17 protein-coding genes are annotated in these 22,122 nt (G+C 70.5%); 3 read left to right on the plus strand and 14 right to left on the minus strand.

Going from position 1 to position 22,122, the window contains the following annotated elements; all coding sequences use genetic code 11:
• Positions 1-396: 396 nt before the first annotated feature.
• Entirely contained in the window at positions 397-1,590 is a 1,194-nt protein-coding gene (locus OO71_RS44390; protein ID WP_033296139.1) for a winged helix DNA-binding domain-containing protein, read from the minus strand.
• A 324-nt stretch (positions 1,591-1,914) separates the two neighbouring features.
• Between OO71_RS44390 and OO71_RS50750 the strand changes: the two genes are divergently transcribed.
• Positions 1,915-2,277: a hypothetical protein gene (locus tag OO71_RS50750; protein WP_156096866.1), complete on the plus strand. Its 363-nt coding sequence runs from the start codon at positions 1,915-1,917 to the stop codon at positions 2,275-2,277.
• A 455-nt stretch (positions 2,278-2,732) separates the two neighbouring features.
• On the opposite strand, the gene OO71_RS44395 is transcribed toward OO71_RS50750, so the two are convergent.
• The 4 genes from OO71_RS44395 to OO71_RS44410 form a co-directional block, all read right to left on the minus strand.
• Positions 2,733-3,752, minus strand: coding sequence for a TIGR03620 family F420-dependent LLM class oxidoreductase (locus tag OO71_RS44395; RefSeq protein ID WP_084145750.1), 1,020 nt, complete (start codon positions 3,750-3,752; stop codon positions 2,733-2,735).
• 95 nt (positions 3,753-3,847) lie between these two features.
• Positions 3,848-8,287 carry a coiled-coil domain-containing protein gene (locus OO71_RS44400; protein WP_033296140.1) on the minus strand — a complete coding sequence of 1,480 codons (4,440 nt, stop codon included), beginning with the start codon at positions 8,285-8,287 and terminating at the stop codon, positions 3,848-3,850.
• Positions 8,288-8,300: 13 nt separating this feature from the next.
• Positions 8,301-9,104 (minus strand): hypothetical protein, encoded by an 804-nt coding sequence (locus OO71_RS44405; RefSeq protein WP_033296141.1) that lies wholly within the window; start codon positions 9,102-9,104, stop codon positions 8,301-8,303.
• Entirely contained in the window at positions 9,104-10,558 is a 1,455-nt protein-coding gene (locus OO71_RS44410; RefSeq protein WP_033296142.1) for a hypothetical protein, read from the minus strand. The genes OO71_RS44405 and OO71_RS44410 overlap by 1 nt, the downstream gene beginning before the upstream one ends.
• Positions 10,559-10,635: 77 nt before the next feature.
• Here OO71_RS44410 and OO71_RS44415 point away from each other — a divergent pair, with 77 nt between their 5' ends.
• The gene (locus OO71_RS44415) at positions 10,636-11,073 is read left to right on the plus strand and encodes a PPOX class F420-dependent oxidoreductase (protein ID WP_033296143.1); all 438 of its coding nucleotides are present in this window, start codon (positions 10,636-10,638) and stop codon (positions 11,071-11,073) included.
• A gap of 895 nt (positions 11,074-11,968) precedes the next feature.
• Here the strand turns inward: OO71_RS44415 and OO71_RS44420 are convergent.
• The 5 genes from OO71_RS44420 to uvrC all read right to left on the minus strand — a co-directional run bounded on the left by OO71_RS44420 (position 11,969) and on the right by uvrC (position 18,269).
• Entirely contained in the window at positions 11,969-12,943 is a 975-nt protein-coding gene (locus tag OO71_RS44420; protein WP_033296144.1) for an LLM class flavin-dependent oxidoreductase, read from the minus strand.
• A gap of 440 nt (positions 12,944-13,383) precedes the next feature.
• Positions 13,384-14,373, minus strand: coding sequence for a DNA-binding protein WhiA (whiA, locus tag OO71_RS44425; protein ID WP_033296145.1), 990 nt, complete (start codon positions 14,371-14,373; stop codon positions 13,384-13,386).
• Positions 14,374-14,403: 30 nt separating this feature from the next.
• A complete protein-coding gene (locus OO71_RS44430; RefSeq protein WP_033296146.1) occupies positions 14,404-15,366 on the minus strand; it encodes a gluconeogenesis factor YvcK family protein in 963 nt (320 codons plus the stop codon).
• A 1-nt stretch (position 15,367) separates the two neighbouring features.
• A complete protein-coding gene (gene rapZ / locus OO71_RS44435; RefSeq protein ID WP_033296158.1) occupies positions 15,368-16,225 on the minus strand; it encodes an RNase adapter RapZ in 858 nt (285 codons plus the stop codon).
• Between the two features lie 49 nt (positions 16,226-16,274).
• On the minus strand, positions 16,275-18,269 hold the full coding sequence (gene uvrC / locus OO71_RS44440) for an excinuclease ABC subunit UvrC (protein ID WP_084145752.1): 1,995 nt from the start codon (positions 18,267-18,269) through the stop codon (positions 16,275-16,277).
• A gap of 120 nt (positions 18,270-18,389) precedes the next feature.
• On the opposite strand from uvrC, the gene OO71_RS44445 reads away from it, so the two are divergent.
• Positions 18,390-19,175 carry an exodeoxyribonuclease III gene (locus tag OO71_RS44445; RefSeq protein WP_033296148.1) on the plus strand — a complete coding sequence of 262 codons (786 nt, stop codon included), beginning with the start codon at positions 18,390-18,392 and terminating at the stop codon, positions 19,173-19,175.
• Here OO71_RS44445 and OO71_RS44450 read toward each other — a convergent pair.
• From OO71_RS44450 to OO71_RS44465, 4 genes are all read right to left on the minus strand, one after another.
• Positions 19,165-19,611 (minus strand): PH domain-containing protein, encoded by a 447-nt coding sequence (locus OO71_RS44450; protein WP_033296149.1) that lies wholly within the window; start codon positions 19,609-19,611, stop codon positions 19,165-19,167. The genes OO71_RS44445 and OO71_RS44450 overlap by 11 nt on opposite strands.
• 8 nt (positions 19,612-19,619) lie before the next feature.
• On the minus strand, positions 19,620-20,126 hold the full coding sequence (ribH, locus tag OO71_RS44455) for a 6,7-dimethyl-8-ribityllumazine synthase (RefSeq protein WP_033296150.1): 507 nt from the start codon (positions 20,124-20,126) through the stop codon (positions 19,620-19,622).
• A complete protein-coding gene (locus tag OO71_RS44460; protein WP_211260839.1) occupies positions 20,123-21,394 on the minus strand; it encodes a bifunctional 3,4-dihydroxy-2-butanone-4-phosphate synthase/GTP cyclohydrolase II in 1,272 nt (423 codons plus the stop codon). Before OO71_RS44460 ends, ribH begins: the two co-directional genes overlap by 4 nt.
• Positions 21,395-21,481: 87 nt before the next feature.
• On the minus strand, positions 21,482-22,087 hold the full coding sequence (locus tag OO71_RS44465; protein ID WP_033296152.1) for a riboflavin synthase: 606 nt from the start codon (positions 22,085-22,087) through the stop codon (positions 21,482-21,484).
• Positions 22,088-22,122 lie beyond the last annotated feature (35 nt).

Raw genomic sequence — 22,122 nt, forward strand, 5'->3', positions numbered from 1 at the left:
ACCGCATCCCACCGCCACCGCATCCGCCCGCCACGACATCCGGTCGCCACCGCATCCCACCGCCACCGCATCCGCCCGCCACGACATCCGGTCGCCACCGCATCCCACCGCCACCGCATCCGCCCGCCACGACCTCTCACAGCCACCGCATCCGCTCGCCACGACCTGCCGCCGCACGGCATCCGGCCGATGCCAACACTCCACCCGGCCCGACGCCACCGCTCCCGCCACCCGGCCAGGTGCCGCCGCTCCAACCACCCGGCCCGACACCGCAACCCCAGCCACCCGACATCGCAACCCCAGCCACCCGGCGCCGTCGACCCAATCACCCGGCACCACCGGCCCGACCGGCCCGGCATCAGACCCGACCGCACCCCATGTGACTCCTCCAAACCTCTACCCAGACAACTCCTTCTCCGCCGGCGTCCGGAACTTGGGCAGCACCCGGGCATCGCCGAGCCATCCACTCAACCGGTCTGCCTCCGCCTCCACTTCCGCGCTCTGCTCGGCTCCGATGTCCTCCAGCAAGCGGAGCGCCACCTCACCCGTCGGCCGCTGGGACCACGCACCGACGATCCGCCCGTCGCTCCAGATCGTCGGGCCGATGTTGCCGCTGCGGTCGAACAGGTGGTGCCGATGCGGGCCGACGTACCAGTCCCGGACCGACCAGCCCATCGCCGTCGGGTCGAGGGCAGGCAGGAGCGCGACCCACGGAGCGGATTCGGGGATCGGTGCGAGGTCGTCGGCCAGGATGATCGCCGGTTCGCCGTCGAGGTCGACCTCGGCGGGGGCCACTGCGGCGAGGGCCTTCTTCGTCTGGCCGGCCGTCCAGCCGGTCCACCAGCGCAGGTCGGCGACCGGCGCCGGGCCGAACGCCCGCAGCCATCGACGCGCAAGTCCGGCCCGTGCGTCATCCTCGGTGCAACCCGGCCAATCCCGGCTTGCACCGGCCGTCTCGCCGAGCCACTCATCCAGCGGCGACCAGTGATACTGCGTGCTCTGCCAACTCCCCCGCGGACGCCCGCGCACGATGCGGCCTTCCGCAGCCAACTGGAACAGCACCCGGCTGGTGACGTTGCCGATCGACTCGTAAGGCTTTCCCCTCGCCAGAAGCAATTGCTGACGTAACCTCGGTTCATCGTCCGCAAGTTGCTGTGCGGTCGCGGATCCCCTGGCGCGCAAGGCTTTTTCGACGCTTTGCATGACGTCGTCGAGCCACCGTGCCGGATCGGCGACGTTCTCCGGATGGCCTTCCGTACCTAAATGTTTTTCGAGCAACCGGCGTTGGCGGACAGCGACGTCGAAGGAACAACCGGCTTGGACGAGCGCCGCGGTGGCGATGTCGGTGACGAACACGGTGCGCCGCATGCCGAGTATCCGCAGGATCGTGCGATCGTCGTACAGCGCACGCTCGACGTCGGCGACCGAGACACCACGCACGCGCGACCATGCCGACAGGTACACCGACGCCGGGTCGGTGGCATGCAGTGCGACGACCCCGTCGACTGCTTCCTCGACGGTCGCCGACCGCGCTGCGAGATGATGGCGTACACCGAGCCGGGCTCGGCGCTGGGCAAGGGAAATCTTCACCCCTTGATTCCTACCAGGAGGGTCCGACAAAAACGGCTCATGAGTTGTGGACGTCGGTTGTCGGGGTCGTTCGGCGGGCGCGGTCGGATGGACACGTGGGTCGGCTGCTCGTCGTGCGATTGATGCAGTGCGTGGGTGGTCGCTTGCATTTGTATCGGCGTCGGTGGTGAACGTGCCGGGTGAGCCCCTCTGGTCGGCCTGGTCGGAGTCCTTGCTTGCCTACGACGAGGGACCCGGCCGGTAACCGTCGGCAAGGCAGGACCTCGGGAGAGTTGACCGGTTCGAGTGATGCATGGTCGAACTCGTGTTCGATACCGTGGTGATGTGTCCGAGACGGAAAGCCTCCCGCTCCGGCAACTGTCGGAACGGGAGCTGAAACAGAGAATCCTTGACATCCAAAGAGAAAGCGACATCGCCTATGCCCGACAGCTGGAAGCCATCCGCGAGCTGAACGACCGCGGTGTAACGCCCTGGGGTTACCCCTCCATGGCAGAGTTCATGGCAGCGGTCTTGCACATGGACCTAGGCGAGGCGCGCGCTCGGGTTGCCCAAGCGGTGGGCGGCTCGCCGTTGGCGCCAAGTCATCCCGCGGACCGCCGACACCCGCAGCCGCAACTCGCGACACAGCAAGATTCACTCTCCCCGATCAGAACACCTCGAGACAGGTCTGCAGATGAAAAGCAATGACAGCACAGGAAACTGCCGATGCCTTGGTGGATGTACGCGAGGTCCCGCGCGGCGGAGCGCGCTCGTGAGGTGCGTCGTTCGATCAGAGCACGGGACGGCTCAGTGGGGGCACTCGCCACAGTCGCCACCATGTCGACGGGAGGGCCTGTCCTACTCGCTGAACACGGTTGGAATGCCAACGGAAACTGCCTTGGCACCGCCATGAATCGTTGAAGTTCCGTCAAACGGTTGGCATGCCACCGGAAACCATTGGAGTGCCGCCGCAAGCCATTGGAGTGCGGTCGGAAGTCGTTGGAGTGCCGTCGGAAGTCGTTGGAGTGCCGTCGGAAGTCGTTGAAAAATCCAGGAAAGGTGGCAATTTGCCAAGAACATGATGACGAAGGGCCCGGACGCCGTGCGATCGTGGCGGGGAGGTCTGTCCGGACGACAGCGTGACTCGTCCAGGCGGCAGCGGGTCAGCTGAGTGCGGATACCAGCTCCGGCAGCCATTCCGGTGGGACCGCGTCCACGTGGAACACCACTTGGTCGGCTCCGCCGGTTCGGTACTCCTGGAGCCGGGTGGCAACGGTGTCCAGGGAGCCGTGCACCACGACTGCGTCGACGAGACGGTCCGCGCGGGTCTTGACGTCCTCCTCGGTGAAACCCATTCGCCGGAAGTTGGCGGCGTAGCCTGGGCCGTCGGCGAGGAAGCCGAAGGCTCCGGCGCGGGCGGTATCGCGGGCGCGGGCTGGGTCTGGGTCCGGGACAATGAGGGTCAGGACGGCCAGCGCCGTGCCGGGGCCAAGGAGATCTCGTGCCGACGCTACGTACTCCGGTGTCACGAGGTACGGATACGCCGCCGACGCGCGGGCTCCGGCGAGTCGCAGCATTCGCGGGCCCAGTGCGGCGAGGGCGCGCCGGTCTGACGGGACGGCCGGGTCCAGCTCGTCGAAGTACACCTCCAGCGTCTGGACCGGGTGTGGTCCGTGCGCGCCGCCCAGGCCGGGCAGGTATCGGCCCGGGTGGGTGGCCTCGGCCTGGCGGTAGGTCGCGGCGACGTTCGTGGCGGGTATCCGGTCCACGGACAGGATCCCGTGCGAGACCGTGACCCGCGACGTGCCGCGCAGCACCTCCGGGACGAGCGGCAGTGAGTCTGCTGGCCCTGGCAGCCACAGCGTCGAGAAGCCAAGGCCCTCCAGCCGACCGGCCTCGTCGGCCAAGGCCAGGCCCGCCGACGTCCGCGGCTGCACCGGGCCTGTCGACGTCCGCGGCGGGGCCACTCCTGCCGACGTCTGCGGCAGCGCGGCGCCCGCCGAGGTCCGCGGCGGCACCGGGCCTGTCGACGTCCGCGGCAGGACCGAGCCCGCCGACGTCCGCGGCGGCACCGGGCCTGTCGACGTCCGCGGCAGGACCGAGCTCGTCGACAGCTGTGACAGCGCTGCGCCCACCAACCTCCGTGGCAGTGCCGCGCCGACCGGTCCCCACGAGGTCGTCATGTGCAGCTGAACATCCTGGAAGGCCGACGTGTTCCCCCTCAGGCCGCAAACCCCAGGCCGCAGGCCTCAGGCCGCGAACCCCAAGGTCTCAGAACTCAAGCAGGCTGCTCAGCCTCCCGGCTGAACATCCGGGTCGCTGACAACCGGGCGACCCCGTCCGGATCTCCGAGGTCGTCCAGGGAGTTCCGGATCGTTCCGTCGACCGACAGGTACTTGCGGCCTGCTCGGAGGTCGGCGTCGTTGCGCAACCGGACGATCAGCGGGAACTCCGCCAGCGCGCCCGCGTCGAAGAGGCCCGTCGTGTAGATCAGCTGCACCCCCAGTGCCTCCGCGACTGCGCGCTGCAGTTCCAGCAGGTACCCGGCCGACGCGCGGCCGATCGGGTTGTCCAGGAACAGCACGCCCGAATGGCGGTTGCGCGCCTTTCCCCGGTTGTTGGCGCGCAGGGCGGCCAGAGTGCAGTAGAGAATGATCGCGGCCGTCAGCTGCTGGCCGCCGGAGAAGACGTCGCGGATTTCCGACACTCGCTGGCGTTCGGTGCGCAGCACGGAGTCCGGCTTGAGCATGTCGACCCGGTATCCCTTCGGCGACGCCACGTGCACCCCGCGCAGTACCAGCGACAAGCCATCGCGCTTTACGTCTCGGCCGTCGGCTGTCTTGCCTGCCGCGGCTTCGTCGACGACCTCACCCAGTTTCTCCGCCAGCACATGATCTTCCAGCTCGGTGAACCGGATCCGCAGGAATTCCTGGCCCGACCAGTCGCCAAGGCCGTCCGGCAGCCGCGAAACCCGTTGCGCGGAACGCAAAGTACGCAACGCACCCTCGACCATCCCCTGCAGCCGGGTGATGATGCCGCCGCGGTGGCGGTCGATCTGGGCGAGGTCGTCGGTGAGGGTGCGCAACCTGGGCCGCAAGGCCTCGGCCCATTCTGCGGCATGCGCGGGAAGCTGGTCCCGCTTCACCGAAATCACCTGTTGCCGCACGGGAGTGCTGAGCTTTTCGAACCGCTTCTCGGTCGCGTACTGGGCCAGCTGGTCCGCCTCCGCGCGGACCCGGCGGTCGCCCGCATCGGCCGCGGCCTGGGCCTCGTTCAGCACTGTGTTCAGCTGGTTGTACCGCGTCCGCGCGGCCTCGACATCGCCGTCATAAGCGTCCGCAGGCTCCTCTGGACGCAAGTGCGCCAGCGACTCCGACAGCAACCCGAAACCCGACGCCGACGACTTGCCCGTGTCCAGCGTCGCTTCCGCAGCCGCACGGCGTTCCTGCAGCTCTTCCCACTTCCGGGCGGCCGCGGACACCTCCAGCGAGGCCGCGTCGATCAGCTCCAGCCCATGCTCGATGTCCCGCGGACGCTCGGCCGGGGACGCGACGCCGGTCTGCAGCGGCAGCACGTCCAGCTCGGCCCGCCGCGTCGACACCTGGCCGATCGCCTCGGTCCGTTCCTCCTCCAGCGCGTCGACGACCCGCCGCGCCCGGGCCAAAGCCGCGGCGCGCGCGGAAGCGTCCGAACCGTCCGGCGTCTCCAGCAGCGAAGCAGCGCGGACCCGGACCTCCTCGTCCAGCGCTTCGAGCGCGGACGAAGCCGCCGCCTCCGCAGACTCGGCCTGCTCCAGCTCGGCCCGCAAATCGCTGCCGACCTCGACCTTCGCGTACGCCTCCGAAGCCGATGCGAACGTCCGCCGCAACGCGTCCACCGGCTCCGATGGCGCGTCGACATCCTCCGGCAGCTCCGAAGCACCCGGCACCTCGGCCAGCTCGGACCGCGCGGTGGTGGCGGTACGCCGATGGCCGTCGGCAGTCCGCTGCTCCTCCCCCGCCTGCTCACGCAGCCGTGCCGCACGGGCCGCCGCGTCGGACGCCGAGGTCTCCGCGCGCTCCGCAACTTCCGTTGCCCGCTCGACTTCCTCGGTCCACTCCGCGACCCGCGCCGCCCGCGCAGCCAGCTCACCGAGCCGGCGCGCCTTCTCCTCGGCCTCGGCGGAAGCGGTACGCAACGCCGGGACCCGTTCCCGCAGCAACGCGGATTTTTCGCTCAACCGGGCGAATTCCGCCTCCGCCTGAGCGAGCGCGGTCTGCGCCGTCTCGCGGGCGACCCGGGCGCTTTCGGACTGTTCGGCAAGCGTCGCAATAGCTCCGGCCGGGTAGTCCTCACGCCAGGTGGTGAGCTTCCAGGTCAACGCCCCGTCGGCGGCCAGCGACTCCGCCAGCTGCTCCAACCGGCGCTGACGTTCCGCGTGCCGCAGCGCCACGGCTTCCCGCTCAGTGTCGGCGGCTTCCTCGTCGTACATCGCCGGGTTCGGCGGCACGAGGAACTCGACCCCGGCCGCAACCGGGACATCCGCCGCCTGGAACGCCTCCGTGGTCCCGACCGCGATCACGGCACTCGGCAGCAGCCGCCCGGCTGCCAGCACCTCCCGTGCCCGTGGCACCTGCGCCGCGTCGTTGAGCAGGACCCCGGCGACGAGCTGCGGCATCCGCTCCAGCACCTCGTCGCGGCGCACGGAGTCCAGTTTGGACAGATAACGCCAGCCCGACCACGCGGTGATTCCGGCCTGCTCCAACGCATCCAGTGCAGCCTGGACGTCCTCCGGCGGCGGCAGCAGCCCACCCGACCCGAGCGCGGCCAGCGCCCGTTCGTCGGCCGACTCCTCCATCCGCAGCCCGGTCTGTTCCTTCTCGACGGCCGCACTCGCGTCCCGCAATCGCTGCAGCAGCACCGGAAGGTCGCTCTCCAGGTGCACGTCGTCGGCGCCGAGCAGCTCAATCAGCCGCGGTTCGGCGGCCAGCGCGTCGGTCCGCCGGTGTGCCCGGGAGAGGTCCTCGACGGCGCGCGCCAGGCGGTCCTGAGTGGACCCGGCGAGCTGGTGCGCCTCGTTCACCGACCGCTGCGCCGCCTGCAGATCCTCGCCGACCCGGTCGAGTTCCTGTTCCCGGCGAACGGATTCCGCAGCCGCAGTCTCGGCCTCGGTCCGCGCCGACCGGGCGGACTCGGCGACGTCGGCTCCCGACGGCAAGAGTCCACTTCGGACAGACTCGGAGACTTCCTCCCGCAGCTCGGCAATCCGTGACGACAACCCGCGCGCCTCAGCCCGACGTCCGGCCGCGAGGTTCGCCGCCTCGTCGCGTTCGGTCTGCGCCTTCTCCGCCTCGGCACGCAACGCGTCCGCGTGCGCCTCGGACTTGTCCGCCTGCCGTTGCGCGTCACGCGCGAGCGCCAGCAGACCCCGAGCCAACGAGGCAGCCGCAGCATCCCGTGCGGCAAGCGCCGGTTTCGCCTTCTCCTCGCGGCTACCGACCAGCTCACGCAGGTCTTTCGCCTTGCGCGCGGCATTCAGCCGGTTCAGCACCGTCGCGGTTTCCCGCCACGCCTCGGCCTGGGTTTTCGCCTCGGCCAGCTCGCCGTCGACGCGTTCGCGCTCGGTCTGAGCCTCGTCCAACCGCAGCACGGCGACGAGACGGCGCAGCTCGGTGACGCCCGCGGTGAGCCGCCGATGGTCGCCCTCGGCAAGCTTCTCCGCGCTGCGTACCTCCTCGACGTGCTCCTCCAGCCCGGACAACCGCGCGTTCTCCAGCTCATTGCGCGCGTGGATCCGCCCGGCGAGCTCGCCCAGGTCCGCCCGCGCCGATTCGGCAATCCGGCGCGACGCGTCAGCGACGCCTTCCTCCTCGGCCAGCGGCCCGAGCCGCTCCAGCGCGCCCTCGACGAAATCCTTCTCCGCCATCAGATCGCCGCGTTGCGCCAGGTTGTTCGCGTACGTCGACACGACCTCGGCGAGGTCCTTCGGCTCGTCCTCGGACAGCACCGCACGCAGCAGGAACTCGATGAACGCCTCGTCGGTGGAGAACTGGAACGCGTCGGCCGCCTCGCCCTCGCCCGCGTTCATCGCGCGCTGGTAGCGGAACAGCTCGGTGTCGATGCCGAGCTGGTCGAGCCGCCCGGTCCACTCGTGGTGCCGACGCGTCCAGAACAGCTCCAGCTCCGGTTCGGCCATCGCCGCGCCCGCGATCCGGTCGTGGAAACCGGACATCGTGAGCAGCCTGCCGTCCTCGGTGAGCGGCAGCGCGTCGAGGCCCAGCTCGGCTGTCGGACGGAAGCAGTACCAGGAGTCGACGAGGTTTTCCGAATCCGCGGACGTGACGTGCCCGCGCCATTCCGACACCTTGCCGGTGATCACGCGCTGCCCCGTCTCGACGTGCAGCCACTCCAGCACCACGTGCGCGACGTCCTTGGCCGTCACGAACTTCTCCAGCACCTTCGTGCTCGTGGTACCCACGACCTGCCGCCGACCCGGCAGCATCACCGAGAAGATCAGCTTGATCAGCACCGATTTGCCGCCGCCGTTCTCAAGGAACAGCACGCTCGCCGGCGACGGACGGCGCACCGGGCCGCCCGCGTGGATGCCCGCGGAGAACAGTGCGTCCTGCTTGGGCGCGGTGATCGTGGCGCCGACGCCGCTGAAGTCCAGCACCACATCCTGGTACCGGGCGCCCGCCGGGCCCACCGAGTGCAGGCGGACCCGCGAAAGCTCGTACATCCGTTTCCCCCTCTTACTGCAGCGTGTCCGACGCTGCTGCACGCAGCGTGCCGCCCGCTCCGGTGACCGCCACGACGTCAAGCGCCAGCAGGTCGTCGAACGCAGCGTCGGCGGCCAGCTCGCGTACCTGGATCTGGTACCGCGGCGTGGTGCGATAGGTGCCGCCCTGCTCGTCGCTCACCTGCACCAGGAAGCCTTGGTCGGCCAGGAACCGCAAGGCGCGCGACACCATGCCGCGCGTGGTGTCAGCCGCCATCCGGCCGTCCTTCGTGGCCGCAGCGGCCGGGCGTCGTGCGTACGCGCGCCACGCCTGTTCCAGCTCCGGCGCGTCGGCGAGCGGGTCGTTGTTCGCTTCGGCTTCCTGCGCACGCTCGTCGAGCACGCGCGCCGCTTCGCGCACCATCGCGTCGACCTGCTCCACGCTCACGCGGCCGATGTAGGTGTCGTTCGCGAGGTCGTCCGGCCGCGGGTAGCCGAGCGCGGCGGTCGCGAGGTGGATGAGGCCGTGAAGCACCTTCTCCGTTTCGCGTCGCTCGCGGATCTTCGCCTGCCGCGCGTAGCTGTCCATCTTGATCTCGAAGACGGACTCGTCAGTGGCCGCCAGGACACAACCCGCCTGCTGCGTCACTTCCAGCACCATCAGCCCGAGCCCGGACGCGACTGCGTGCGTAAGCGCCTTGAACGCGTTGTCCTCGCTGTAGCGGCGCACCAGCTCGCCGTACACGACGTCGCGCGCAGGCAGCTGCTTCGGGCGCATGCCGAACGCGACGAGGCGCGCGGCGGCCTCGGCGTCGACGCTCGTGTGCGTGACCGCCATCAGGCGACCTCCTCGGTTTCGTCGTCCATGCGCTCGACCTGCGCGGTGGTCAGCAGCAAATCGGCGCCGCCGAAATCCGGGTCGTCGAGCAGGGTGCCGTCGTCGACGGCGAGCAGCACCTGCCGTTCCCCCTGCCGCCGCGCCGCGCCGACCTCGGGACTGTATGCGTGCAGCGCACGCAGCGCGACCAGGGACGGCAAGCCCGGCTGGCCCGACCGGCGCGCGTCCTCCAGCAGGCCGGACAGCCGGCGCGGCACGTCGGGAAGGTCGAGCAGCTCGTCGGCCATCCGCCAGACGTCGTCGCCGAAGCGGTCGGTGACCTCCGCGGGTACCAGCTCCGGCTCCGGCACCTCGCCGACCAGCTGGTCCCGCTCCGGCGCGGGCCGCAGCAGCAGCGACACGAGCGACGACAGCGACGGCACGACGGGGGTCGCGATTCCGGCGACGGCGTGGAAGAAGTGCTCGGCGGGCGCGGTCGCGTCGGCCAGCGGCAGGCCGAGGGTCGGCATCAGCAGCTGGCCGAACAGGTCGAGCGTCGCGCGCTGGGGTGGTCCGGAGAACTGCTGCCGGTCCTGTTCGGCGCGGAAGACCGCACCGGCATCGGCGAGCCGCGACTGCAGCCGCGTGTGCCGCCGGATGCAGTCGGCGACGATGTCGACCAGCTCGGCCGCGCGGCGCTTGTGGTCGGCGTCCTCGGATTCGTCGCGCGCGGTGGTGATGTTCTTCAGGATCGCGTTTTCCGCGCGGAACCGGGACTCGATGTGCCCGAGCGCGGACTCGATCAGCTCCGGGACCTCCTGCTCCCAGTCGACCGCGCGCACGTCACGCCGGGTGGCGTCGAGCTTCGCGCGCAGTGTCTCGCCGTACTGCACGGTGCGGTATCGCGCCTGTTCAGCGGCGAGCTTGGCATCGGCCAGGCGGCCGCGGTTGATCAGGTTCTCGAGCTTCACCTCGGCCGCGATCTGCGCCGACTCGACGTCCGTGTCCAGCGCTCCGACCAGCACGTTGATCGCCTCGTCGGTGGCCCGCAGGTAGACCTCGCCGTCCGGCGCAGCCAGCTCGACCAGGAGCTTGAAGTCGAACTGGCGGCGCTGGTAACCACCCGGGCCGAGCGAGCCGTACACCCGCCGGAAGCCGCGGTCGGTGGTGCCGACGTTGATCAGGTTGTCCAGCACCCACTTCGCGACCCGGACGTGCTCCTCGGGCATCCGCGACCGCGCCTGCACCGCGATGAACGGCAGCACGCGGTCGATGACCTGGTCGTGCCCGGCCCCGGTGTCGAAGTCCATCGCGATCGTGACCTGGTCGATCGTGTGCAGCGCGATCTCGGCCATCTGGTAGATCGTGGCGTCGGCCCAGTCGAGCTTGGCCTTGCGCGCGTCGAGGTCGTGCAGCGGCGCGGTGCACGCGAGAGCCTTCAGCCTGCGGGTCAGCCCCTCGTCGGCCAGTCCCATCTCTTCCTCTCGCACAGCAGGTCAGGCTAGTCGGCCCGCCCCGGTGCCCGCACACGCGGACGGCTACCGTGCCCCGGATGCGGGAGATGACGAGGGCGGAGTGGTGGGAGTTCGCGAGCGCGGGCACGCGGACGGGCATGCTGGCGATCGTCCGCCGCGACGGCTCGCCCGCGGTCACGCCGGTGTGGTTCCTGCTGAACGAGGGCCCGGACGGGGACGAGCTGATCTTCACGACGGTCACGGAATCGCTGAAGGGCCGGACCCTGCGACGGGACCCTCGCTTCTCGCTTTGCGTGGACGACCAACGGCCGCCGTACTCGTACGTCCAGTTCACCGCCTCGGCGCAGCTGCACCAGGACCCGGCCGAGACGCTGGAGTGGGCGACGCGGATCGGCGCGCGGTACATGGGCGCGGAGAACGCCGAGGCGTTCGGGAAGCGCAACGCGGTACCGGAGGAATCCCTCGTCCGGGCGAAAATCACGAAGGTCGTGGGGCGGGCGGGGATCGCCGACTGACCGGTCTGCCTGGTCTGTCTGGTTGCTCTGGTCGCTTCGGAGAGTGATGGTCTTGACACAGTGCCGGGTCAGGGTGTGTGATCCGATAGATAGGAAAGTTTCCTAACGAAACTCTTGGGGGAGCCCTGGTGGCGCGACAGGTGACGTTAGGCGGTCGGCGCTCGGCGGTCGGCGGTCGGCCACGGACGACTCGCGCGGGGCGGCTGGGGCAAGAAGGGGCGGCTGGGCGAGAAGAGGCCCTGGCATGCACGAAGGTCCCGGGGGGCGAGGAGGGTCCCAGGGGCTACCACCGTCCCGGGGCGAGCACCGTCTCTGGGAGCGAGCACCATCCTGGGGCCAGCACCGTCCTGCGTGAGCACCGTCCTGCGTGAGCACCGTCCCCGTGGGCGAGCACCCTCCCCGTGGACGAGCACCCTCCCCGTGGGCGAGCACCGTCCCGGGGCGAGCACCGTCCCTGGGGAGCGAGCCGGGACCCTGGGGGCGAGGCAGGGTGCCGAGAGCGAGCAGGGTGCCCGGGCGAGAAGGGTACTGCCCGGCTCGGCGTCCGCCGGATGAGCCGCGGCAGGGGTGACCGGAGCGGCGCCGGTCACCCCTGCCGCACCTAGCCGGTTCCACCGGCTTGTCGCGGCGGATTTACTTTGTGCACCAAGGGTTTCGGCGCGATTCCCAGCGTAGGCCAGTCGCCGCGGATGTGCATCACGCCGGTTTCGAGGCAGCGCCACCATGGCACCGGATCGGCGCTGCGGACTTGTATCGCACACACCGGCGTCGGGGCAGCGGCACCAGCTCGCCAGTCCGGATTTGCCTCATGCGCTCAGGGCTCGTGGCGGCGCCCAGCATGACACCGGCTCGACGGTGCGAATCTGCCTCCTGCACCCCGGTTTTGCGCCAGTGCCTAGCTTTTCACCAGTTCGTAGCAGCGGATGCGGGCTTTGGCGTCGTAGACCGGCATGGTCACCATGAGTTCGTCGGCGCCGGTTTGGGTGGACAGGGTGGACAGGCGCTCGGCGACGTGGTCCGGGCCGCCGTGTGCTTGTGCGGCGCGGAAGTGCGCGATCTGCTCTGCCATCTCCGGGGCGAACTCGAAACCCTCGGCCTGGTCGGGGGTGAGGAGTTCCTGGTCTCCCCCGCCGCCGGCGAGGAGGTAGGACTTCAGGACGTTCGACGGGCCGGCGAGGTAGGCGGCCTCGGCGTCGGTGTCGGCGCAGATGGTTTCCACGCACAGCAGCACGTACGGCTCGGACCGCCACTTCGACGGCCGGAACCGCTCCCGGTAGCGGGCCAGCGACGGCGCGGTGTTGTCCGGGCGGATGTGGTGTGCGAAGGCGATCGGCAGGCCGCGCTCGGCGGCGACGTCGGCGCCGGCCGGGCTGGAGGCGAGCAGCCACGGCTCGGGCACGGTGACCCCGCCGGGCAACAGGTTTTCGGCGCTGAGGTGGCCGAGCAGCTCGTCGAGGTCAGCGTGGTAGTCGGCTTCGACGGCGGGTTCCGCGCCGCGGCGCAGGGCGCGGATGATCACCGGGTCGAGTGCTCCGGGTCCGCGGCCGACGCCCAGGTCGGCGCGCCCGCCACTGAGGGCGGACAGCGTGGCGAACTGCTCGGCCAGCGCGAACGGCGCATGGTTCGGCGCGAGCACCCCACCGGACCCGACGCGCACCCGCGACGTCACCGCGGCCGCATGAGCAGCGAGCACCTGCGGCGAGGCACTCGCAATCGCCGGGGACCCGTGGTGCTCGGCGAACCAGAGCCGGTGGTACCCGAGCTCGTCGAGCCGCCGTCCGACCCCGGCGAGCGGTTCGAGCGCCGCAGTGGCCGACCGCCCGGTTTCCACGAGTGCGAGTTCGAGTGCGGAGAGTGGCAGATCGATCATGACAACCACGGTAGCGAAACCGGCGGCACCGTGTGGCGCTTTCGTCCACTGTGGACCTGGTGGGCGGCGGGAACCGGCCGGGCCGGAAAGCGAATCCGGCAGGCGAACCGATGACGGCGAAGGACACCGCCGACGAGCAACTCCGGTGCGCGAAAGCGGCAAAATCCAGCCGAGGACCAAGCGCGGGCAGACGAGCCGGGGCCGAACTACCAAGCAACACCAGCACGCAACCAGGCAACATCCAGCCACGAGCAGACCAACCGGAGCCAACCGCCGGGCAGTTCCAGGATGCGATCAGGCGCGAGTACAGCCGCTCGAGGAAGAGCAGTGCGGCGGTACTCCGTGGGCGGCCGGGTTCCCGTGAGGGCCGAGGCCGCCGGTCGAGCCGGTCACGAACCCCCACGAGACCGGTGACGCACCCGGCCGGGTACAGCCGCGGCTCAGGCGTCTTCTTCCAGCATTTCCGGGGTCACGGCCGATTCGGTGTCCGGGATGTTCAGTTCCTTCGCCCGTTTGTCCGCCATGGCGAGCAGGCGGCGGATGCGGCCGGCGACTGCGTCCTTGGTCATTTGCGGGTCCGAGAGCTGGCCGAGTTCCTCCAGGGACGCCTGGCGGTTCGACAGGCGGAGCTTGCCTGCGGCCAGCAGGTGGTCCGGGGCCGTGTCACCCAGGATGTCCAAGGCTCGTTCCACCCGGGCGGCCGCCGCGACTGCCGCGCGGGCGGAGCGGCGGAGGTTGGCGTCGTCGAAGTTGGCCAGGCGGTTGGCCGTTGCGCGGACCTCGCGGCGCATGCGGCGTTCCTCCCACTGCAGGACGCTCGAGTGTGCGCCCAGGCGGGTCAGCAGGGCGCCGATGGCGTCTCCGTCGCGGACCACCACCCGGTCTGCGCCGCGGACCTCGCGCGACTTCGCCTGGATGCCCATCCGCCGCGCGGCGCCGACCAGCGCCAGCGCTGCCTCCGGGCCCGGGCACGTCACCTCCAGCGACGACGACCGGCCCGGCTCCGTGAGCGACCCGTGGGCCAGGAACGCGCCGCGCCAGGCTGCCTCCGCGTCGGCCACTCCGCCGGACACCACGGCGGCCGGCAAGCCGCGCACCGGGCGGCCGCGCTGGTCGATCAAGCCCGTCTGGCGGGCCAGGCCTTCACCGTCCTTCACCACGCGCACGACGTACCGCGTCCCCTTGCGCAGGCCGCCGCTTGCGGTGATCACGTGCACGTCCGAGTGGTGCCCGTACAGCTCGTGGATCTCCTTGCGCAGCCGCCGCGCCACCGAACCCGTGTCCAGCTCCGCCTCGACCACCACCCGGCCGGCCACGATGTGCAGGCCGCCGGCGAAGCGAAGCAGTGACGCGACCTCCGCCCGCCGTGGCCCGATCTTCGTGATCTCGAGCCGGCTCAGTTCGTCCTTCACCGCGGCGGTCATCGCCATGTACTGCCCCTCCTGCCTTCCGCTGCGCGCTCACCCGCAGTGCTCCCCGCCGAGGCCCAGTGCCTCTCGCATGCACCGGGCGAGCGCACCAGGATCATGCCGTCCTGCCACGACCGGGTCGGCCACCGCCCCCAGGCAGGCCTGCGCACCCAGCCGCTGCGCCGCCCGCCGCAGGCTCGCCGGGTCGGGCACCGAATCGCGGTCCGCGACGACGGCGTCGACCCGCAGCGCGGGCGCGTGTTCGAAGAGTACGTCCAGATGCCGCTCCGGGGAGAATCCGGCAGTTTCCCCCGGTTGGGGGACGAGATTCAGCACGACGACCTTCGTCGCCGGAGTGCGCACGAGCGCGTCGAGCAGATCCGGCACCAGCAGGTGCGGCAGCACGCTGGTGAACCACGACCCGGGGCCGAGGAACACCACGTCCGCGCCCAGCACCGCCTCGATCGCCTCCGCACAGCCGCGCGGCGGCCGGTCGTGGTCCCCCGACGGGTGCAGGCTGATCCGGTGTACCTGGCCGGGCGTGCTGGCCACCGCGACCTGGCCGCGGATCCGCCGCACCGCCTCCGGGTCCTCGCTGTCGAGGCCGCTCACCTCGGCCTCGATCTCGAGCGGCTCCGGCGACATCGGCAGCACCCGGCCGGAAATCCCCATCAGCCTGCTGGCCTCGTCGAGCGCCGCCACCGGGTCGCCGAGCACCTCGAACAGCCCGGCCAGCAGCAGGTTGCCGACGGCGTGCCCGGCCAGCGCGCCGTCGCCGCCGAAGCGGTGCTGGAACACGTCCGCCCACAGCCGCCCGCCGTCCTCCGCGGCGAACGCGGCGAACGCCTGCCGCAGGTCACCCGGCGGAAGCAGCCCCAGCTCGCGGCGCAACCGGCCGGACGACCCGCCGTCGTCGGCCACCGTGACCACCGCCGTGACGGCGCGGGTGATCCGCCGGAGCGCGGTCAGCGTCGCGTGCAGCCCGTGTCCTCCGCCCAGCGCCACCGCACGCACGTCACTCGCGGCCAAGATCCCGGTGCACCACCTTTACTGCCATACCGTCCTCATTGGACAGTCGCTGGGCCAGTTCTTCGGAGATCGCGACGCTGCGGTGCTTGCCGCCGGTGCAGCCCACCGCCAGCGTGAGATACCGCTTGCCCTCGCGTTTGTAGCCGGCCCCGATGAGCCGCAGCAGCTGGTGGTACCGGTCGAGGAACTCCTCGGCGCCTTCCTGCGACAGCACGTAGTTGCGCACCTCGCCGTCGAGCCCGGTGTGCTCGCGCAGCTCCGGGATCCAGAACGGGTTGGGCAGGAACCGGACGTCCATCACCAGGTCGGCGTCCATCGGCAGGCCGTACTTGTACCCGAACGACAGCACCGTGACGCGCGTTTGCGTGCTCGCCTCGGAACCGAACGCGTCCTCGATCTTCGCGCGCAGGTCGTGCACCGACAGCGCCGACGTGTCGAGCACCAGGTCGGCCTCTTCGCGCAACGGTGACAGCAGCTTGCGCTCGGCGGTGATGCCGTCGGCGAGCCGTCCGTCGCCCTGCATCGGATGCCCGCGGCGGACCGCCTCGAACCGGCGCACCAGCACCGCGTCGGTGGCCTCCAGGAACAGCACCCGCGGTTTGTACCCGCGGGCGTCCAGGTCTTTGATCACCGACGCCAGGTCGTCGGTGAAGGCCCGCGACCGCACGTCCATCACCACGGCCACCTTGGTGATCGCCCCGCGCGCCTGCGCGCCGAGCTCGACCATGGTGGCGATCAGCTCCGGCGGCAGGTTGTCGACCACGAACCAGCCGAGGTCCTCCAGGCATTTCGCCGCCGTGGAGCGGCCGGCGCCGGACAGGCCGCTGACGACCGCGACCTCCATCCCGCTGCCCCGCTGCTCTTCTTCCGCACTCACGTCTCTTCCTTCCCGATCACGACCCCTGATCCCCTCCCGGTACGGCGCTGGTCTCCCCGGCCAATGCCGCCACGACGGCCTCCGCGGTGCGCCTGCCGAAACCGGGCACCGCTTCGATTTCCTCGACCCGGGCCTGCTTGAGCTTCTTCACCGAGCCGAAATGCTTGATCAGCGCGGTGCGCCGAGCCTGCCCCAGTCCGGGCACACTGTCCAATTCGGACGCCTGCATGCGTTTCGCCCGCTTTTCCCGGTGGTAGCGAATGGCGAACCGGTGTGCCTCGTCGCGCAACCGCTGCAGCAAATACAACGCGTCGGACGTGCGCGGCAGGATCACCGGGTCCGGATCGCTCGGCAGCCACACCTCCTCGAGCCGCTTCGCCAGCCCGACCACCGCGATGTCGGTGATGCCGAGCTCGGCCAGCACGTCGGCGGCCGCGGTGGCCTGCGGACCTGCCCCGTCGACCACCAGCAGGTTCGGCGGATACGCGAACTTGCGCGGGCGGCCGGTTTCCGGGTCGATTCCGGCGCGGACCGGCTCCACCGCTTCGTCGCTCTCCACGGCGGACTCGATCGGCTCGGTGGGGTTTTCCTTGAGATACCGATGAAACCGCCGCCGAACCACCTCGGCGATCGACGCCACGTCGCCCTCGGTGGCCGCCTCACGCAGCGCGAACTTGCGGTACTCGGACTTCCGCGGCAGCCCGTCCTCGAACACCACCAGCGACGCCACCACGTCGCTGCCCTGGATGTGGCTGATGTCGACGCATTCGATGCGCAGCGGGGCAGTGTCGAGCGCCAGATAGTCCTGCAGTTCCTGCAAAGCCGCCGACCGCGCGGTGAGATCGCCCGCCCGGCGCAGCTTGTGCTGGGTGAACGCCTCCAGGGCGTTGCGCTCCACCGTTTCCGCGAGCGCCTTCTTGTCCCCGCGCTGCGCGACCCGCAGGCGCACCCGCGACCCGCGCAGCCCGGTGAGCCATTCGGCGACCGCATCGGCGTCCGCGGGCAGTTCGGGCACCAGCACCTCGCGCGGGACGACCGGCCCGGTGTCGACGTCGTCGTGGCCCGCGCGGTCGTTTTCCTCGCCGTAGAACTGGGTGAGGAAGTGGTCGACCAGCGCCGGGACGTCCATTTCCTCTGCCTTGTCGATCACCCAGCCGCGCTGCCCGCGCACGCGCCCGCCGCGGACGTGGAACACCTGGACGGCGGCCTCCAGCTCGTCGTGCGCGAACGCGACCACATCCGCGTCCGTGCCGTCGCCGAACACCACCGCCTGCTTCTCCATTGCCCGGCGCAGCGCCCCCAGGTCGTCGCGCAGCCGCGCGGCGCGCTCGAACTCCAGTTCCTCGGACGCCTGGGCCATCTCGCGTTCCAGGCGTTTGACCATCGCGTCCGTGCGGCCGGCGAGGAAGTCGCAGAAATCCTCGACGATCGCCCGGTGCTCGTCGGCCGACACCCGCCCGACGCACGGCGCCGAGCACTTGTCGATGTACCCCAGCAGGCACGGCCGGCCGATCTGCCCATGCCGCCGGAACACCCCCGCGGAGCACGTGCGGGCAGGGAAGACGCGCAGCAGCAGGTCGAGCGTCTCGCGGATGGCCCAGGCATGCGAGTACGGCCCGAAGTAGCGGACACCTTTCTTGCGCGCGCCGCGGTACACGTGCAGCCGCGGGAACTCCTCGTTGAGCGTGACGGCGAGGACCGGGTAGCTCTTGTCGTCGCGGTAGCGGACGTTGAACCGCGGGTCGAACTCCTTGATCCAGTTGTACTCCAGCTGGAGCGCCTCGACCTCGGTGGTGACGACGGTCCACTCGACGCTCGCCGCCGTGGTGACCATCTGCCGGGTGCGCGGATGCAGCCCGGCGAGATCGGCGAAGTACGAGTTCAGCCTGCTGCGCAGGCTCTTCGCCTTGCCCACGTAGACGACGCGCCGGGCGGCGTCGCGGAACTTGTACACGCCGGGCGCGTCCGGGATGCTCCCCGGCTGAGGTCGGTAGGTGGTCGGATCAGCCACGTGCCCACTGTATGGCGAGGGACCGACAGTTCCGGCGACGCCCCTGGCTGCCCGGCCGGAAACCCGCACCGGCCGCCGTACCGTAGGATCATCGGCTCGCCGCATGATCAGGAGCTGTCCATGGCCGTCCGAGTCGCCACCTGGAACGTGAACTCCATCGTTCCCCGGTTGCCCCGGGTGCTCGACTGGCTCGAACGGACCGCGCCGGACGTCGTGTGCCTGCAGGAGCTCAAGAACACCACCGAGGCCTTTCCCTTCGACCCGGTGAAAGCGCTGGGCTACGAGGTCGCCGCGTTCGGGCTCGGGCGGTGGAACGGCGTGGCGGTCCTGTCGAAGATCGGGCTGGACGACGTCGTGCGCGGGCTGCCGGGTGAGCCGGTGTTCGACGGGCAGGCCGAGGCGCGCGCGATCGGTGCGACGTGTGGCGGAATCCGGGTCTGGTCGGTCTACGTGCCGAACGGGCGCGAGCCGCAGAATCCGCACTACGGCTACAAACTCGAGTGGCTCGCCGCGTTGCAGAACGTCGTCCGCACCGAGCTCGCGCAGGACCGGCCGTTCGCGGTGCTCGGGGATTTCAACGTCGCGCCGACCGACGCGGACGTCTGGGACATCGCCGCGTTCGCCGAGTCCACGCACGTCACCGAGCCGGAACGGGACGCGCTGGCGAAACTGCGCGAAGCGGGGCTGTCCGACGTCTTCCCGCGCCCGCTGAAGTACGATCATCCGTTCACGTACTGGGACTACCGCGCCGGGAATTTCCCCAACAACAAAGGAATGCGCATCGACCTCGTGTACGGCAATGCGGAATTCGCCGGTGCCGTCACCGATGCCTACGTGGACCGGGAAGCCCGCAAGGGCAAGGGACCCTCGGACCACGCGCCGATCGTGGTGGACCTCAGTCGGTGAGCGCGGCCCGGTGCAGCCGACGGAGTGCGCGCACCGCTTCGACCGCCCGGTCGCGATCCACCGCCTGCACTGCCATCACCGAGAAGTACTCGTCGTCCGGCAGCTCCAGCCGGGCCCACGACGCGCCGTCCGGGAAGCTGACCGACAGCACCTGATCCCACGGGAACCGGCGCGTGACCAGCACATTGCGGACCTCGATGCCGGTCGCGTCGGCCCGTACCCGGGCGTTCGCGAACAGCATCGTACCCGCGGCGAGCAGCACGCCGATGCCGATCATCGCGACCTGGTCCGCCGTCTCGAAGACCACGCCGGTGCGCGAACTGCGCAGCAGCACCGCCACCACCACGAACACCGCGAGCAGCGCCACGGCCAGCACACTGCACATGATCACCGACCGGCGCGGCCGGATGACGAGGGTGGTGCCCTGCTCGGTCATCGGAGCGCTCACACGAATCCCCGTTCGGTCCACGGCTGCCGCAGGCCACGCAGGACGTGCGCGGTGTCGAGCGCCGCGACAGTCGCTTCGTAACCCTTGTCCTCCGCGGAACCGGGCAGGCCGGAACGGTCGAGCGCCTGCTGCTCGGTGTCACAGGTGAGCACGCCGTTGCCGATCGGCGTGCTTTCGTCGAGCGCGACCCGCGTGAGACCGGCTGTGACCGCGTCGCACACGTACTCGAAATGCGGCGTCCCTCCGCGGATCACCACACCAAGAGCGACGACCGCGTCGTGGTTACGGGCCAGCGCCTGCACTGCCACCGGGAGCTCCACCGCGCCCGCCACGCGGACCACGGTGGGCTCCTCTTCCAGCTCCGCGTCCTTCGCCGCGGCGAGGGCACGCTCCAGCAGCGCGTCGGTGATCTTCGCGTGCCACCGCGTCGCGACGACCGCGAGCTTCAAGCCCTTGCAGTCGCGCAGGTCGAGCGCCGCGTCCGGCCGCCCCTCGCCGCTCATCGCGTGGTGTCCTCCTCGCTGCCCAGTTCGGTGGCGCCGACCTGGTCGTAGTGCTCCAGCTGGCTGAGGTCGTGCCCCATCCGGTCGCGCTTCGTGCGCAGGTACCGCAGGTTCTCCGGGTTCGGCGAGATCGGCAGCGCCATCCGGCCGGTGACGCGCAGCCCGTAGCCCTCGAGCCCGACCCGCTTCGCCGGGTTGTTGGTGAGCAGCCGCATCGAGCGCACGCCCAGGTCGCACAGGATCTGCGCACCGGTCCCGTAGTCCCGCGCGTCGGCCGGGACCCCCAGCGCCAGGTTCGCGTCGACCGTGTCCGCTCCCGCGTCCTGCAGCTGGTACGCCTGCAGCTTGTGCAGCAGGCCGATGCCGCGGCCCTCGTGCCCGCGGATGTAAAGCACGACCCCGCGGCCCTCGTCGGCGACCTTCTGCAGCGCGGCTTCGAGCTGCGGGCCACAGTCGCAGCGCAGCGACCCGAAGACGTCGCCGGTGAGGCATTCGGAGTGCACGCGGACCAGGATGTCCTCGCCGTCGCCGATCTCGCCGTACACGAACGCGACGTGCTCGATGCCGTCGAGCAGGCTGTCGTAGCCGACCGCGCGGAACGTGCCCGCGGTGAGCGGGATCCGGGCCTCGGCGACGCGCTCGACCTGCTTCTCGGTGCGCCGCCGGTACGCGATCAGGTCCGCGATCGAGATGATCCGCAGGTCGTGGTCGGCGGCGAACACCTCGAGCTCGTCGCGGCGGGCCATGTCGCCTTCGTCCTTCTGCGACACGATCTCGCACAGCACCCCGGCCGGGTGCAGGCCCGCGAGCCGGGCCAGGTCCACCGACGCCTCGGTGTGCCCGGGACGGCGCAGCACGCCACCTTCCTTGGCACGCAACGGCACCACGTGCCCGGGACGGCGGAAGTCCTTCGCGCCCGCCTGCGGGTCGGCCAGCAGCCGCGTGGTGCGCGCGCGGTCTGCGGCGGAGATGCCGGTGGTGATGCCCTCCGCGGCGTCGACCGTGACGCTGTACGCGGTACCGCGCTGGTCCTGGTTCGTGTGGTACATCGGCGGCAGGTCGAGGCGGTCGGCCTCGGACTCGGTGAGCGCGACGCACACGTACCCGGACGTGTAGCGCACCATGAACGCGAGCAGCTCGGGCGTCGCCTTCTCCGCCGCGAAGATGAGGTCGCCCTCGTTCTCCCGGTCCTCGTCGTCGACCACGACCACGGCGCGCCCTGCCGCGATGTCCGCGATCGCGGCCTCGATGGCGTCCGCGTCGAACACCGCACCGGCGCCGCACGGGGTCCATCCCGTCTGCGGCTCGGCCGCCTTCGTCTCGCTCACGGGTGCTCCTTACCTGCCGGCTGGATGTCACACATTGTGCGCGCTGGACGCCACATGTGGAGCAGTGAGCTTCTCCACGTACTTCGCGACGACGTCCACCTCGAGGTTCACCGGGTCACCTTCCGCGCGCCTGCCGAGGGTGGTGACCTCCAGCGTGGTGGGGATGAGGGCGACGGAAAAGCGGTCTTCGGACACGCTCGCGACGGTGAGCGAAACCCCGTCGACCGCGATCGAGCCCTTCTCCACGACGTACCGCGACAGGGCCGCAGGCAGGGCGAACGTCGTCACCCCCTGCTCGTCGCGGGACAGGAACACCCCGGTGCCGTCCACGTGTCCCTGCATGATGTGGCCGCCGAGCCGCCCGCCCGCCGGGGTCGCGCGCTCGAGGTTCACCGCGTCGCCGACGGCGACCTTCGCGAGGCTGGAACGCTTGAGTGTCTCGTTCACCACATCCACGGTGAACTCGCCGCCGGAGACGGTGACGACGGTGAGGCAGACGCCGCTGACCGCAATCGAATCACCGTGCCGGGCATCCGACGTGACCAGCGGGCCACGCACGGTGAGCCGCGCGGCGTCGGTCCGCTGCTCGACCGCGGTGACTTCACCGACCTCTTCGACAATTCCCGTGAACACTGCTGCCTCCTCGCCCGGCCACCGCCACCGGTGGC

Origin of the sequence: Amycolatopsis jejuensis (assembly GCF_000717335.1) — a bacterium.
Lineage (GTDB): Bacteria > Actinomycetota > Actinomycetes > Mycobacteriales > Pseudonocardiaceae > Amycolatopsis > Amycolatopsis jejuensis.

Coding starts and splice junctions, on each gene's coding strand:
- OO71_RS44445 (WP_033296148.1), top strand. CDS start 18,390: ATGGCCGTCCGAGTCGCCACCTGGAACGTGAACTCCATCGTTCCCCGG.
- OO71_RS44405 (WP_033296141.1), bottom strand. CDS start 9,104: ATGGCGGTCACGCACACGAGCGTCGACGCCGAGGCCGCCGCGCGCCTC.
- rapZ (WP_033296158.1), bottom strand. CDS start 16,225: ATGGAGGTCGCGGTCGTCAGCGGCCTGTCCGGCGCCGGCCGCTCCACG.
- OO71_RS44400 (WP_033296140.1), bottom strand. CDS start 8,287: ATGTACGAGCTTTCGCGGGTCCGCCTGCACTCGGTGGGCCCGGCGGGC.
- ribH (WP_033296150.1), bottom strand. CDS start 20,126: ATGAGCGGCGAGGGGCGGCCGGACGCGGCGCTCGACCTGCGCGACTGC.
- OO71_RS44450 (WP_033296149.1), bottom strand. CDS start 19,611: ATGACCGAGCAGGGCACCACCCTCGTCATCCGGCCGCGCCGGTCGGTG.
- whiA (WP_033296145.1), bottom strand. CDS start 14,373: ATGGCGATGACCGCCGCGGTGAAGGACGAACTGAGCCGGCTCGAGATC.
- OO71_RS44395 (WP_084145750.1), bottom strand. CDS start 3,752: ATGACGACCTCGTGGGGACCGGTCGGCGCGGCACTGCCACGGAGGTTG.
- OO71_RS44415 (WP_033296143.1), top strand. CDS start 10,636: ATGCGGGAGATGACGAGGGCGGAGTGGTGGGAGTTCGCGAGCGCGGGC.
- OO71_RS44420 (WP_033296144.1), bottom strand. CDS start 12,943: ATGATCGATCTGCCACTCTCCGCACTCGAACTCGCACTCGTGGAAACC.
- OO71_RS44410 (WP_033296142.1), bottom strand. CDS start 10,558: ATGGGACTGGCCGACGAGGGGCTGACCCGCAGGCTGAAGGCTCTCGCG.